Consider the following 14,814-nt stretch of genomic DNA (forward strand, 5'->3'; position numbering starts at 1 on the left):
AGGTTTGACCAAGGTTTGAACAAGGTTTCTCCGGGACATCTGTCCCGAATCACTCTCGTCCCCACGGAGAGGCTCCCGCCCCGTTGTTCACGATCAAGCACGCCGCCCGCGCGGTCGGAGTGTCCGAGGCGACGCTCCGCGCTTGGGAGCGTCGTTACGGCATCGGCTCGCCCCTGCGCAGCCAAGCCGGTTACCGGCTCTACGACGACGCCGCGGTCCGGGCCCTCGAGACCATGAAGCACCTCGTCGACGAGGGCTGGCCGGTCAAGTCCGCCGCCGAGGAGACCCTGCGACGCCTCGCCCGCGACGAGGCGGACGACGCGGCTCCGCAGCACTTCTCCCCCGAGGAGTACGGCGACCTCGATGCGCTCGTCCCGCTGGCCAGGTCCTACGACGCCCCCGGCCTTGACGACCTGCTCGACGAGCGCTTCGCGAGCGCCTCGTTCGAGAGCGTCGTGGACGACTGGCTCCTGCCGGCACTCGGCCGACTGGGCGCCGCCTGGGAGGCGGGCGAGGTGAGCGTCGCCGGGGAGCACCTGGTCTCCCACGGCGTGACCCGGCGACTGTCGGTGGCCTACGAGGCAGCCGGCGACGCCCCGTTCGGCGCACAGGTCGCCATCGGCCTCCCGCCCGGGGCGCGCCACGACCTCGGCCTGCTCTGCTTCGCGACCGCCGCCCGTCGTGTCGGGCTCGCTCCGCGCTACCTGGGCAACGACGTGCCGACGGAGGACTGGATGCGGGCCATCTCCCCCGCCGGCGTGCGTGCCGTGGTGCTCTCCGCGCCGCTGCGCGAGGACCTGGAGGCTCTTCAAGCCGTGGTCGATGCCGTACGCCTGACCCGTCCCGACGTGCTGGTCGCCGTCGGCGGGGCGCACCAGGGCGACGCCCCGGCGTACTGCCTGCGCCTGGGGCACCGGATCGGCGACGCAGCGCAGGAGCTGGCCGTACGCCTGACCTGATGCCGCCGTTCGCGGGCAGCGGCCCGGCGGGCATAGACTCCCCCACGCGAACGGGCCGGCCGGGCGATCGCGTCATCCGAGGGAGACCGAGGATGCCGAGGAAAGTCCGGGCTCCACAGGGCAGGGTGGTGGGTAACACCCACCCGGGGTGACCCGCGGGACAGTGCCACAGAGAACAGACCGCCGCTCCTCGGAGCGGTAAGGGTGAAACGGTGGTGCAAGAGACCACCAGTGATCCAGGCGACTGGAGCAGCTAGGTAAACCCCACCCGGAGCAAGGTCAAGAAGCCACTCGCTCGCGAGTGGTGCGTGTACGTCCGAGGGCTGCCCGCCCGAGTACACGGGTAGACCGCAGGAGGCGTCAGGCAACTGGCGTCGTAGATGGATGGTCGCCCCCACGCAAGTGGGACAGAACCCGGCTTACAGGCCGGCCCGTTCGCTTCACCCCCTCTGACCTGTGGAAACGCTTTTCAGAGGGGCTTACTGTGCCCATACTGTGCCCACGATTTTCACTTTCGCCCGCCGCTGAGGGTTATGAACGATCGTCGGTAGGACGTCCTGCGCCGTCGTAGACGTCGAGGGAGCGCATCTCGGACACTGAAGCAGCCGATCATGAGACCATCACGGAGTGATCAGACTCGCCCCGGTGCGCAACGCTGCGGAGAGGGCGATCCGTGACGCCGGGCTGACCGGCTTCCTCTTGCTCGCGAGCGGCTTCGTGATTTTCCTCGTCGGGGCGATGTCGACCGACACCTGGCCTCTCATCGCTGGGGGCTTCGTGACCCTCCTCGGCGTACTAACCCTATTGCCCGTTCTCATCGCACAAGGGATTCGCCTGGAGCAGGCTCGCCGCGACACGGAGCGACAAGGAAGCACTCACGACGCCTAGCGCCCTCTGTCCCAGTAATGCGTGAAGGAGCGCAGGACCTGAACCCGGGTCGCGTCGTCCAGGACGCCAGCGAAGGGGGTGTTCTGACGCAGCTCACACGCTTCCGGCGTGGGCGAGAGGAGAGTGTCGAGCACGGCAGCCAATTCCTCGTCGAGGGTCCGCTCCCAAGTCCAAGTCTTCCCTGCTCAGAGGGCACTTCGGTGTTTCTACGCCCCGATCACGCCGCCGTGTCGTGAACGACCCGGGTTAAGTTTTGCCGAGGGTCGTTGACGCTATTCGATCGAGGGTCGTAGTTTGACAGTTGTTTGTTCAGTTCCGAGATAGCCGTCTGAAGTTGAGGATATCTTCCATGCATCCGATGGTCCGTCGAGCAGCCTTGCCTGGTGCCATGACCCTGGGTTTTGTTATGGGAGTGTTCGGGGGCGCACATGCGGTCACCGTATCTTCGGGATTTACTACATACTCATAGGGTGGAAACACCTACACTAATATTGCAGCCCTGAGGAACGACTCAGGGGCAGACTGGAACGGAAGCACCTTCCTGTGGAAGGACACGGGTGGCAATGCTGGGGCCGGCCGTCTCGGTGCCCGCGTACGCATATATTGGGACTCGGGCACACTTTGCCCAGATCTCCGTCTGGCGCTACAACGGGAGCGCCATGAGTGATTTCTCGAATAAGATGGTTACCAATTGCGGAGGTTACATATATTCGCACGGTCGAACGGCAGTGTGGGTGAACGATCAATATAAACTCACGGGAACAAAGCGTACCGTCAATCTTTCGAATTGAGGCCGAAATGAGGCTATCTTCAACGGGCTCAAGAGTTGCCGCCGCGACCTTTCTAGTTGCTGCCTGCGCCGCATCCGGTTACGTGCTGGGGAGGTCAGTTGCCCCTGACGCGGCATTGGCCGATTCCCGTAGCGCAGCCGAGTGCGTGCGCGTCGACCCGAAGCCTGAAACACCTTGGGCGACCAAGGATTTCCCTGTGAACGAGTGGGGCATGACGTACGGGTCCGACAGCGAAGCAAGCTCGCCAAGCGAGATGCCTGATCTCATTGCCGTGGTGTCCGATGACGGGCTAGGGGGCTTCCTTTTGAAGGCCGACCTTCTCGCGTTCGAACCTTCGAAATTCTCCTCCCCCGGAACAGGCTCTCGCGTGGCAGGATTCAGTCTTGTCGGACGGCCCGCCTGAGTTGACCGTCTACGACAAATCCGGTCGCAGGCAGATAGGGACGTTCACCCTAGCCTTGGGCGAAACGAGCGAGGGTGGCGCCAAGCCCTAGCCCCGGTGATTCATGAGGGTCGTGCCGCGTCGATCTCGGCATCCTCGGCTCCGCCGAGTTCGTGAGAACTGACCTCGGACATGCCGCAGGGCCGGCTGGCACTGCCGGACTGCGGTTCTCCGCGTCGTGTCTGTCGTGGGCGGACGGGCCGGATCAGGCGGGTTGTGGGACCGCGGCGATGTTGGCGAAGACCTCCACGACCGCGGCCGCCCAGGGCCACCTGACTCGTGCCACTTCTTGCTGATTCAGTGATCGGGCTGGTGTTTGTGCTGGTCAGCAGGTTGCGGGGGCGTGATTGACACACCCCGCTGGGCGGTAGCGTCGCTTTCGTGCGGAAGGTTCCGGGGCGGTCGGGGTCGACGAAGATGCAGATCGCCGAGCGTCCTGATGGCCGTGATCTCGTCCTCGAGCACCTACGCGGATCAGCACTCGGGGTCCGCAACCTGACCAACTACATCGCCAGATCATTGCTCGAGACCGGCGGATTCAGACCCCGGCTCCTACACCCTCGAATGGGATGAGCCGGTTTACTGTGCCCAAATTGTGCCCGCGATTTTCACTCGGCACAGCCGACGACCAACAACGAAATCACGTTCCCGCAGGTCAGACGGCATATGCCACTGGCGGCCATCGATGACTTTCACGCGAGGGGTCTCCCCGGCTTACAGGCCGGCCCGTTCGCTTCACCCCGCTGGGGCGGTCGCCACCTCCGACTGCCCCATCCGGTCGAGGAGCTCGCGGGCGAGCGCATCGTGCATGCCGGTGACCGTCAGGATCTGACGCGTCGCGTCCGTGCCCAATGACCCTTGACCGCGACACCATTCACCGTAGGGTCAGTGCGTCACTCGCCGTCGCAGGAAGGCCAGAATGCCGCGTCCCGACCTCACCGTCCTGGCCGTCCCCGCCTTCGTCGGGGCGATGGGCGCCGAGCTGTGGTGGCAGCGCACCCACCCGGCCGAGCCCGGCACCGTTCGAGCGGGGGACTACGAGCTCAACGACACCATCGCCAGCCTGACCATGGGGGTCGGCAGCCTCATCGCGCCCTTCGTCACGGGACCGATCCTGCGCCGCCTCTCCCCCGGCACGAGCAGGGCCGGCACTGCGCTGCTGGCCATCGGCGCCGCTGCAGGTCTGGCCACGACGGTGAGCGACGTGCTGCGCCGCCGTCGCGAGCACGGCGGCACTCTTCCCGAGGCCGGAACCCTCCCCGCGGACGAGCCCACCCCGGTGCTCGTCCGCTCGCGCGCGGAGGCCCTGGGTCTCCTGAGCTCCGGCTCAGCAGTCGCCGCAGTGGCCTCCACAGCCGTGGCAGCGGCGTCCTTGTGGGCCACGCAGACCTCAGCGACGCGCCTGGCGCAGCGGTCGGCGTTCCCCATGAAGAGCGGAGCTGCCACCTTCCTGTTCGCGATCGCCGGCTGGGACTTCATCTACTACTGGAACCACCGGCTGTCCCACGAGTCGCGTTGGCTGTGGGCCGTACACGTGGTCCACCACAGCAGTGAGCGCTACAACCTCTCGACCGCCCTGCGACAGCCGGTGGCCGAGGGGTGGTCCATGACGATCCCCTACGGGCTGCTCGCCCTCGCCGGCGTCCCTCCGAAGTACATCGAGGACGCACGGGCGATCAACCTGATCTACCAGTTCTGGATCCACACCGAGGTCGTGCGCTCCATCGGCTGGTTGGAGAAGGTCCTCAACACCCCGAGCCATCACCGTGCCCACCACGGCAGCCAGCGCCAGTACCTCGACATCAACCACGGCTCGATCCTCATCATCTGGGACAAGCTGTTCGGGACGTTCGAGCCTGAGGACGAGCGGGTGCGGTACGGCCTGACCCGCAACCTCGACTCCTTCAACCCAGTCACCATCGCCACCCACGAGTGGCGCGACATCGCGACGGACGTCGCGGCAGCACCGACGTGGCGCGATCGTTTCTCCTTCCTGCTGCGCGGACCGGGGTGGGCCCACGAGCGCCGGGCGCAGCTCGCTCCAACTGCCCGGACGGCACACGCCGCGGGCGTTGCCTAGACCCTCACCACGGTCACCGGTTCGGCGCTCCGGCAGTGCTGTCCCCGATCCCACCGGGCGCGCCCGGCTCGTGCACTAGGGTCGGCTCACCACGCGATCTTGGGGAGAGCCATGCACCACACCTCCGTCCGTCCTCACCGTGCTCGCGGGGGCGTCGTCGTCACAGTGGTTCTTGCGTTCTTCGCCTCCCTGCTGTCCGGAGGTCAGGCCACGGCTGCGCAGTCTCGCTCCGACGGCTTCACCGGCTATGCGTTCGACGCCCGGTGCGCTCCCACGCAGTCGCAGATGGACACCTGGCTGACCTCGTCGCCCTTCTGGGGCGTCGGCATCTACATCGGCGGCTCGATGATGTCCTGCCGCCCGACCGCGACCGACCCGGGGCAACCGCACCTCGACGCGGCGTGGGTCTCTCGCCAGCGCGCCAAGGGATGGCGCCTGCTCCCGATCTGGGTCGGGCCCCAGGCTTCCTGCGCCACGCGCTACGGCGACCGCATCGATCCGAACCCCGCAGGTTCGTACGCCGCGGCCGATGCGCGGGGACGTACCGAAGCAGCAGCCGCCGTGAGCCGCGCGCGTGAGCTGGGCCTTCCCACGAAGAGCACCCTCTGGTACGACCTCGAGGGCGGCTTCGACGTGACCGATGATGACTGCCGACGCTCGGCGCTGAGGTTCCTGAGCGGGTGGACACAGGCCGTGCGTCAGCTCGGCTTCCGCTCCGGCGTCTACTCCAGCGTCTCCGCCGGCATCCACGCCCTCGACAACGCCGACCACCTCTCCCCCGGCTCCTACGCGATGCCTGACCAGGTCTGGTACGCCTGGTACAACGGCCGCGCCGACGTGCACATCGACTCACGGTGGGTGCGCGCCAAGAGCTGGAAGGACCAGCGCGTCCACCAGTACCAGGCAGACACCAAGGCGTCCTACGGCGGCGTCGCCCTCATGATCGACCGCAACTTCATGCAGCTCGACGGCGGCTCGCAGCCTCCCCGCGTACGACTGTGCGGCGGCACCCGCCTCGACTTCCCCTCGTACCCCCGGTTCAAGAAGGGTGACCGCGGCAAGAAGGTCAAGGCCCTGCAGTGCCTGCTGAAGAAGAACGCCCGCTACCGCGGACGGCTCGACGCCAAGTTCGACGGCGACGTGGTGCGATCCGTGCGGTCCTTCCAGCGCAGGCACGGCCTCCGCGTCACCGGCCGGCCCGACGCCTCCACCTGGACCGCCCTCTTCGCCCAGGGATCGGCGCCGCTGCTGAAGGTCGGCTCGACCGGAGCGCCCGCGCTTCGTCTCCAGCGGTCGCTGCGGGCCGCCGGACACAAGGGCGTGAAGCCGACCGGCGTCATCACGGACCAAACCGCCAAGGCGGTGGCCCGCCACCAGAAGAAGCTGGGACTGGCCCCGAGCGGCGTGGTCACGGCCGACGTCTGGAAGGCGCTGAAGCGCGGCCGACGTGGAAGGTGACCACGATGGCTCTCACTGACCCTGGCGACGATCAGGCGGCCGACGAATTCAAGGGCCTGATCAGCGCTCGCGAGTCCTACTACTCCTCGATGGGCGATCGCTCGGTCGACCTCCCCGAGCCGCGCTCCAGCCGGGTGTACGCCCTGTACTCGCGCGAGATCGTGCACGTCCCCCTCGGGGCGACCGCGGGATCCCTGGTCATGCTGAGTGCACTCGACACCATCGGCGCCTGGGGAGTGCTGCCCGCCGCCGCCGCGGGATTGGCGATCCTGTTCACCGGGCAGCGGGCCAAGCTCGACCTGCGCGCTCCCGGAGCCCCGGCCTCCCTCCGTGCCGACGTCGCCCAGGCCCATGACGACTTTCGCGACGCCCTCTCCGCGCTCGGCTCCCCGCACACCCGGGTCGACGTCATCATGGCGGTGCGCTCGTTCGAGCCCCGTATGGACGAGGCCATGCGCACGCTGTTCGACCCCCACGCCGCGCCCGAGGCGGCGTCCGCAGCCACCGAGACGGTCCTGGCCGTCGGTTCACGGGCATGGGCACTGGCGAAGGTCGAGGAGCGTCGCACCCAGGTCGTCGAAGAGGCTGTCGCCTCCGGCATCGAGCCCCTCTCCGACGCCACTCTCGAGTCGTTGCCGCTCGACTTCACCGAGATCGACTCCGTCGGGGCCGACGTCTCCCGCGAGACCCTCGCCGTCGCCGCGGCCATGGACGTCGAGACCGGGCAGGTCTCCCTTCCTCAGGTCAAGTCGGACGACGGTGCGCTGCTCCCGCCCTCGCGCCCAGGGCACGCCCTCGACGAGGCGGGCGGGACCTCCGGAGCGTGACGGCGTACGCCACGCTCACTCCCGCGGCTCGTTGTCCCGGTCGCCCGCAGATCTGTCGATCGACGTGTGCCCGGGGGCTTGACGCACGTGGGACTTCACCGTCGCGGCGAGCACCGAACCAGCGGCACCGATGAAGACGAGGTCGAACACCATCTGCACCGCGACGAGGGCGCGTCCAGCCTGTCCGACGGCATGCACGTCGCCCAACCCGACCGTGGCGAGGACCTGGAGGGTGAAGTAGAGCGAGTCGGTGCGGGTCTCCAGGCCCGCCATCTGCCCGGGCCGCGCGGTCTCCAGGGCCAGGTAGCTCCAGGCGAAGACCGCCACCACCAGGAGCATGAGCGTCACCAGGGCTGGAACCCGGGCGCCATCGCCCCTGAGCTGGCGTCGTATCTGTCCGACGATCGCCCATGTCAGCACCCCGATTCCGGCGACAGTGCCCAACAGGGCCACTCCCACGCTGTCCTCGGTCCACCTCAGCGGCGCGGTGTAGTAGGCCAGCAGCACCCCCAGCGCGCCCGCGACCACCCTGACCCACGGCATGAAGGCATCGTCACCTCCCCGGCCCCCTCTGTCGAGTCCCCTGTGCCGAGTCCCCTTCCTCCGGCGACGCGTCGGCCACCGCCGCTCAACGACGCGGGCGAGCTGCGTTCGTACGCCGCGTGGGCGTCGCACTGCGCGGATCCTCCGGCCAGGAGTGCTTGGGGTAGCGCCCACGGAGGTCAGCTCGTACGCCCGGATAACCGTTGTCCCAGAAGGACTCCAGGTCCGCGGTGACGGCCGCCGGTCGCCGCGCGGGCGAGAGCAGGTGCAGCAGGAGCGGCACGCGGCCGTCCGCGAGCGTCGGCGCCGCCGTCCAGCCGAAGACCTCCTGCAACCGCACGGCCAGCACCGGCTGCTCGGCCGAGTAGTCGATCCGCACGCTCGAGCCGCTCGGCACCTCCACCCGCTCGGGTGCCAGCTCGTCGAGCCGGCCAGCCTGCGGCCACGGCAACAGCGCCCGCAACGCGGCGACGAGGTCGATGCGGCGCAGGTCCGCCGCCGAGCGGACCCGCGCCAGCTGCGGCCCCAGCCACTCGTGGAGGTTCTGCGTCAGTGCTTCGTCGCTCACGTCCGGCCACGGGTCACCGAGCGCACGGTGCAGGAAGTCGAGGCGTGCGCGCAGCGCCGTCGCTGCCTCCGACCAGTTCAGCAGACCGATCCCCTCGCTGCTCAGCGCCCGGGAGATCGCCTCGGTCACGGCCTGAGCGGGTGGATCACTGAGGGGGACGGAGCCGAGCTCGATCGCGCCCAGCAGCGTACGCCGGCGCGCCTGCACCCTGCCCCCGCTCCAGATGACCTCGTCGACCTCCCGCCACTGCGACCCTGCGGCCTCCAGCGCGAGGTCCTCGGTGAGTGGGGCCGCCGCCCTGATCCGGGCGTCACGTTGCCCCGGTCGTCGATCCGCGTCGCCCACGGCGAGCCACTCGACGCGGACCAGCCCTGGGTCGCGGGCGTCGAGGGCAGCGCCCGTCCCCGACGTCATCAGGTAGCTCGAGCTCCCGGGGCGCTTGCGAGCGATCCTGTCCGGGTGCGCCAGGGCCACCACCAACCCGACCGCCACGTCATCGGTGAGGCGGTGGCCAGCGTCGGCCACCGCTCCCCGGCCACCCGCGGCCTGCTTCGACGCGATGTCCTCCAGCCGCTTGACCTGACTGCGCCACGATCCCGAGTGCTGGCCGCCGCGCAGCGACCGCAACGCCGCCACCAGGTCGGCGCCGGGAGCGCGTACGTCCTCGCTCAGCATCGCGACCACCTCCGCCGCACGTCTGGCCCCGACGAGAGGCACCCCGTCGATGAGGGCCCGCGCCAGCCTCGGATCGGTCGGCACGCCAGCGATCACCCGGCCGCGCGCGGTGGCCCTGCCGTCCTCGGTCATCGCCCCCAGCTCGACGAGCACCTCCCGGGCGGAGGCCAGCGCGTGCGCCGGCGGCTGGTCGAGCAGCGCCAGGTCGGCCACGTCGTCACTCCCCCAGCACGCCACCTCCAGCGCGAAGGCGGTCAGGTCGGCGGTGGCGATCTCGGGCTCCGGGTGGGCGGCCAGGTGGGCGTGCTCGGCCTGCGACCAGCACCGCAGCACCGCGCCCGGCCCCAGACGTCCGGCGCGGCCCGCGCGTTGCTCGGCCGCCGCTCGGCTCACCGCGACGGTGACCAGCGACGCCAGACCGCGACGGTGGTCGGTCCGCGGCTCGCGGGAAAATCCGGCGTCCACCACGATGCGAACGCCCGGCACCGTCAGAGACGACTCCGCCACCGCGGTGGAGACGATGACTCGGCGACGCGGGCCCTCGGTGAGCGCGCGGTCCTGCTCGGCGCCGGAGAGACGTCCGTGCAGCGGGTGCACGTCCGCAGCCACGCCGGCCAGACGGCGTACGGTCGCGTCGACCTCCGCGACACCCGGCACGAAGACCAGCACGTCGCCCTCGTGCTCGGCGAGCCCGCGGCGTACGGTCGCGGCGACGTGGTCGTGGAAGGCAGGGGTGATCCCCCGGTCGTCGGTGCGGCGCAACCCCGCGGGCAGCGGGCACCAGACCGTCTGGACCGGGTGCAAAGCCCCGGGAACGTGGATGACCGGCGCCCCCTCGCCGTCCCCGGCGAGCAGCGTGGCCGTCCGCTCCGCCTCGATGGTGGCCGACATCGCCACCAGCGCCAGGTCGTCGCGCAGGTTGGCGCGGATGTCGATCAGCAGCGCCAGGGTCAGGTCGGCGTCGAGGTGGCGCTCGTGCACCTCGTCGAGCACGACGGCGCCCACACCGGCCAGCTCGGGGTCGTGCTGGATCCGCCGCAGCAGCAGGCCGGTCGTGACGACCTCGACGCGCGTACGCGGGCTGGTGCGCCGGTCGCCACGTACCGAGTAGCCGACGGTCTCCCCCACCGGTTCTCCCAGCAGGTGCGCCAGCCGTCGGGCGGCGGCGCGCGCCGCGATCCGGCTGGGCTGGGTGACGACGACCCGGCCCTCGACGACGCCGGCGACCGCGGGCGGCACCAGGGTCGTCTTGCCCGTACCGGGCGGCGCGTGGACCACCGCGACCCCGTGGCTGCGGAGCGCCTCGTCGAGGGCCGCGAGCCCCGCGGCGACCGGGAGGTCGGGCGGTGCGGCGAGCAGGCGGTGCAGCGGGTCGGACACCCCTGAAGTGTGCCTGACGCGGCCGGACCCAAGAGCCCTAGAGGTCAGTCCGGTGCTCCGGCGCGCCACCGGCCGTCTGAGAGTTCCCCGAAACCGGCCCGTTCGCGGCCCTTCCGCCTCGAGACCGGACGACGAGAACGACTGTCGCCGCAAGACCAGCGAGCACCAAGACTGGGACGGCGAGCATAATCAGGGTTATCACGAGTTCGGTGGGGCCCATCCCAATCACCATGCCGGTCATCTCTCCGAACCTCGTGGCGGCTCCTGCGCCGGGGCCGACGCCGAGTGTGAGTCACGCTCAGGTCGATCTTCTCAGACACAAGGCGCGCGCGGCACGAAACAACTCTCGAAGACTGAAGACTGAAGGCTGAGGGACGTTCCTGACGCCTCGCTGGCCGCTGCCATGTCGACCTCGACACCCCGACCGCGAGTTTCGTCGTCCCTCCCATCGGGCACATCCGGGTAGGACCAACGACCCTCAGCGAAGGAAATACATGTGCCGCGTGCTCGCCTACATCGGGTCGGAAATCCCGCTGGAGAATCTCCTGACCAAGCCGGAGAACAGCCTGATCAACCAGACGCTCGATCCTGAGCGTCACCCCCAGCTCCAGCTGGCCGGGTGGGGTTTCGGGGCGTGGAGCGAGCATCTGCTGGCGCCGGAGAAGCCCTTCCTCTACCACCGCCCCATGGCTGCCTTCTACGACGACAACGTCGAGGGGATCGTGCCGAGTCTCCAGGTGAGCACGATGCTCGCCCACGTGCGAGCAGCGGACTACAACGCGAAGGTGGTGCTCTCCGACGAGAACTGCCATCCCTTCTCCTACATGGGGACGCCGTGGATCGTCGCGCAGAACGGTGACGTTCCCAACTGGCAGATCCTTCAGCGTGAACTGCTGCAGCACTGCAAGGACGAGTACCTGGAGCAGATGGCCGGCAACACCGACACCGAGTTCCTGTACGTGCTCCTGCTGTCCCTGCTCGAGAGCGACAGCGACGAGGACGTGAAGCGCGCCTTCGAGGAGATGCTGCGGCTCATCGTGAAGGCGATGGAGGACCTCGATCTCCCGGCACTGGTCAAGCTGAAGATGGCCCTCGTCTCCCCGAACCGGATCGTCGGCATCAACGTCGGGACGGGGCACGACGGCCAGACCCAACCGGCCGGTGACTGGCGAGAGCTGCGCAAGTCCGCTCCGGGCACCGACGACTACGCCCTCGCCATGCTTCTGGAGCCGATGTACCTGCTCATGGGTCGCGACTTCCACACCGACAAGGCGGCGTACGAGTTCGAGGAGTGCAGCGAGGAGAAGGCGACGTCCGTCATCTTCGCCTCCGAGCCCTTGACCGACAACATCGACGAGTGGTCGACGTTGGAGTTCGGGGAGATCGTCTTTCTCGAGAAGGACGGCGAGACCATCACCAAGACCGTCGACACGCTGAAGGTGTGAGGCACATGAGCGACCACGAACACCCCTTCCTCTCGATGGTCGGAGGCTCGTCTCCCGAGGCGGCCGAGGGGCGGGCAACACTGTCGATGGACGTCGACGAGCGGCATCTCAACGCCGCCGGCACCGTCCACGGTGGCCTGCTCGCCACCTTGGTGGACACGACCATGGGCGCAGCCATCTTCAGCGCGGTGGAGGACGAGCTGCCCGCCACGAGCCAGCTCACGGTGACCTACCTCCGACCCGGCACGCCCGGTCCTCTCACGGTCACCGCCTCGGTGAGCAAGCGGGGAGACAGGCTGGCGATCTGCGAGGCGGAGGTCGAGCAGGAGGGGAAGTCGCTCGTGCACGCGCTGGCCACCTTCGCCCTGAAGGAGACCTGACCGGTCGCGCCTGAACACCTCACGGCCCATGGAATCTCTCGCCAGCCTGTGATTGCGTAGGTCAGAGGGGAGGCGGACCTCGTTGGCCGTCTCGACGGGAGGAGAGCAATGACGCACTACCTGTTGTCCGTCCACGGTCCGGCCGAGACGGGCGAGTTCGGCAGCTACGGCTCGCAGGAGGAGATGGAGGCGGCGCTCGCCACGACGGCCGTCTTCAACGAAAGGCTGCGCGCTGACGGCCACTGGGTCTACGCGGGCGGCCTCGAGTCCGCGGCGACCGCCACCGTCGTCGACGGCCGAGGCGAGACGCCGGTGATGTCCGATGGCCCCTACCTCGACAGCGGGGAGGTCATCGGCGGCTTCTGGGTGATCGACGTGCCTGACCTCGACGTGGCGCTCCGCCTGGCGGCCGAGGGCTCCAGGGCGTGCCGCGGCACGGTCGAGGTCCGCCAGTTCAGCGGCCCCAGCTGAAGCCACTGAGCGGAGGATCCCAGCCACTCGATGACTGGGATCCTCCGCTCGGGCGCGCCGCCACGTGTCAGTGGTTGACGCGCAGACCCAGCTGCTCGGCGGTCTCGCTCAGCGCCTCGGCGGCGCACTGCGGGTGCTCCGCCAGGCTGATGCCGTAGGTGCCGATGACCTTCTCCAGCGCCGGCGCCCACTCGTCCATGCGCTCGGGGAAGCAACGGTTGAGGACCTGGAGCATGATCGGCGCGGCGGTCGAGGCACCCGGGGAAGCGCCCAGGAGACCCGCGATCGAGCCGTCGGCCGCGGTCACGACCTCGGTGCCGAACTGGAGCACGCCGCCCCGACCGGGCACCTTCTTGATCACCTGGACACGCTGCCCGGCGGTGACCTTCTCCCAGTCCTCCGCGCGCGCCCCGGGGAAGTACTCCCGCAGCGCCCCGAGCTGGCGGTTCTTGGAGGCCAGGAGCTCCGAGATCAGGTACTTCACCAGGGGGAGGTTGCGGACGCCGACCTGCAGCATCGGGACGAGGTTGTGCAGCCGTACCGACTTGACCAGGTCGAAGAGCGAGCCGTTCTTGAGGAAGCGAGGGCTGAAGCCGGCGTACGGGCCGAACATGACGGCCGGCTTGCCGTTCACCATGCGGGTGTCGAGGTGCGGGACCGACATCGGGGGCGCACCGACGGCTGCCTTGCCGTAGACCTTCGCCTGGTGGCGCTCGACGACCTCGGGGGCGGTCGTACGCCAGAACTCGCCGGAGACGGGGAAGCCACCGAACCCGCGGGCCTCCTCGATGCCCGAGCGCTGCAGCAGCGTGAGCGCCTGGCCGCCCGCGCCCACGAAGACGAACGGGGCGGTGGCTGCGAACTTGCCCTGCTCGCCCTTGCCACGGACGAGCCAGCCCTCACCGTCACGCTTGATCGTGCGGACCTCAGCGCCGAGGTGGAGCGACACCGCCCCGGTGTCGACCAGACGGTTGATCATGTGGCGGGTGAGCGCACCGAAGTCGACATCGGTGCCGTCCAGCGAGCGAGTCGCGGCGACCGGCTGCTCCGGGTCACGGCCGGCCACGAGGAGGGGAGCCCACTCGCCGATCACGGCGGGGTCCTCGGTGTACTCCATGCCTGCAAAGAGCGGGTGACCGTGGAGAGCGTCGTAGCGCGCCTTGAGGTAGGCGACGTTGTCGGCGCCCCACACGAACGAGATGTGGGGAGTGGGGTGGATGAACGACTCCGGGTCCGGCAGGTGGCCGTTGGCGACGAGGAACGACCAGAGCTGACGGCTGACGAGGAACTGCTCGTTGACGTCGATGGCCTTCGACACGTCGACCGAGCCGTCGGGACGCTGCGGCGAGTAGTTCAGCTCGCAGAGGGCTGCATGTCCGGTGCCGGCGTTGTTCCAAGGGCCCGAGGACTCCTGGGCGAGCTCGTCCAGCCTCTCCACGAGGCCCATGCGCCAGGTCGGCTCGACCTGGTGCAGGAGCGTGGCAAGCGTGGCGGACATGATGCCGCCTCCCACCAAGATGACGTCGTAGTGGTCGACATTCCCCGGGGTCTTCACAAACTCTCCTGGACGGTGTATGCAGGCGCGAACGACTAACCGTGTCACCGGGTTGAAAAGGGCCGAGCGCCACCCCCCTCCCAGAACCCCGAAATTGCGTGCTGCATCACACTCGGGCCAGCCTTCAGGCGGCCGCGGATGCAGGCAAGCAGCCGTGGCCCGGGCCCATTCCTCAAGACTCCGAGGTCCCACCGACAGCCCCCGATACCTTAATTTGGGTATGTTGTGTGATACTGCCCACGCTGGACCGGACCTCGGTCCGGACCTGTCCCGCGCGAGCGGGGCACCAACGCGAGTTGATCCCGCATCTGGAGACAATTGAGCAAGCCGCGCACGACCTCCGCCCGTAGGA

Annotated in this window: 11 protein-coding genes and 1 other RNA gene; 9 read left to right on the forward strand and 3 right to left on the reverse strand. The window is 68.8% G+C overall.

Features of this window, described 5'->3' with window-relative positions:
* Window positions 1–83 precede the first annotated feature (83 nt).
* The 6 genes from FCL41_RS10390 (at window position 84) to FCL41_RS10420 (ending at window position 7,445) form a co-directional block, all read left to right on the forward strand.
* Window positions 84–959: a MerR family transcriptional regulator gene (locus tag FCL41_RS10390; protein WP_137065957.1), complete on the forward strand. Its 876-nt coding sequence runs from the start codon at window positions 84–86 to the stop codon at window positions 957–959.
* A 51-nt stretch (window positions 960–1,010) separates the two neighbouring features.
* Window positions 1,011–1,397, forward strand: an RNA gene (rnpB, locus tag FCL41_RS10395) — RNase P RNA component class A.
* 207 nt (window positions 1,398–1,604) lie between these two features.
* Window positions 1,605–1,847 (forward strand): hypothetical protein, encoded by a 243-nt coding sequence (locus tag FCL41_RS10400; RefSeq protein ID WP_137065958.1) that lies wholly within the window; start codon window positions 1,605–1,607, stop codon window positions 1,845–1,847.
* A 2,152-nt stretch (window positions 1,848–3,999) separates the two neighbouring features.
* Window positions 4,000–5,160 carry a sterol desaturase family protein gene (locus FCL41_RS10410; protein WP_137065960.1) on the forward strand — a complete coding sequence of 387 codons (1,161 nt, stop codon included), beginning with the start codon at window positions 4,000–4,002 and terminating at the stop codon, window positions 5,158–5,160.
* A 165-nt stretch (window positions 5,161–5,325) separates the two neighbouring features.
* Window positions 5,326–6,618: a glycoside hydrolase domain-containing protein gene (locus FCL41_RS10415; RefSeq protein ID WP_170970258.1), complete on the forward strand. Its 1,293-nt coding sequence runs from the start codon at window positions 5,326–5,328 to the stop codon at window positions 6,616–6,618.
* 5 nt (window positions 6,619–6,623) lie between these two features.
* Entirely contained in the window at window positions 6,624–7,445 is an 822-nt protein-coding gene (locus FCL41_RS10420) for a hypothetical protein (protein ID WP_137065962.1), read from the forward strand.
* 15 nt (window positions 7,446–7,460) lie between these two features.
* Here FCL41_RS10420 and FCL41_RS10425 read toward each other — a convergent pair whose 3' ends face one another.
* Window positions 7,461–7,988 (reverse strand): potassium channel family protein, encoded by a 528-nt coding sequence (locus FCL41_RS10425; RefSeq protein WP_137065963.1) that lies wholly within the window; start codon window positions 7,986–7,988, stop codon window positions 7,461–7,463.
* Between the two features lie 85 nt (window positions 7,989–8,073).
* Complete coding sequence (hrpB, locus tag FCL41_RS10430; RefSeq protein WP_239021611.1) at window positions 8,074–10,611, reverse strand: ATP-dependent helicase HrpB; 2,538 nt, start codon at window positions 10,609–10,611, stop codon at window positions 8,074–8,076.
* A 494-nt stretch (window positions 10,612–11,105) separates the two neighbouring features.
* Here hrpB and FCL41_RS10435 point away from each other — a divergent pair, with 494 nt between their 5' ends.
* The 3 genes from FCL41_RS10435 (at window position 11,106) to FCL41_RS10445 (ending at window position 12,907) form a co-directional block, all read left to right on the forward strand.
* Window positions 11,106–12,056: a class II glutamine amidotransferase gene (locus tag FCL41_RS10435; RefSeq protein ID WP_137065964.1), complete on the forward strand. Its 951-nt coding sequence runs from the start codon at window positions 11,106–11,108 to the stop codon at window positions 12,054–12,056.
* Between the two features lie 5 nt (window positions 12,057–12,061).
* Entirely contained in the window at window positions 12,062–12,436 is a 375-nt protein-coding gene (locus FCL41_RS10440) for a PaaI family thioesterase (protein WP_137065965.1), read from the forward strand.
* A gap of 108 nt (window positions 12,437–12,544) precedes the next feature.
* On the forward strand, window positions 12,545–12,907 hold the full coding sequence (locus FCL41_RS10445) for a YciI family protein (protein ID WP_137065966.1): 363 nt from the start codon (window positions 12,545–12,547) through the stop codon (window positions 12,905–12,907).
* Between the two features lie 67 nt (window positions 12,908–12,974).
* Here FCL41_RS10445 and FCL41_RS10450 read toward each other — a convergent pair whose 3' ends face one another.
* Window positions 12,975–14,654: a malate:quinone oxidoreductase gene (locus FCL41_RS10450; protein ID WP_338088623.1), complete on the reverse strand. Its 1,680-nt coding sequence runs from the start codon at window positions 14,652–14,654 to the stop codon at window positions 12,975–12,977.
* Window positions 14,655–14,814: the final 160 nt, after the last annotated feature.

It is taken from the genome of Nocardioides jishulii, assembly GCF_006007965.1.
Classification (GTDB): domain Bacteria; phylum Actinomycetota; class Actinomycetes; order Propionibacteriales; family Nocardioidaceae; genus Nocardioides; species Nocardioides jishulii.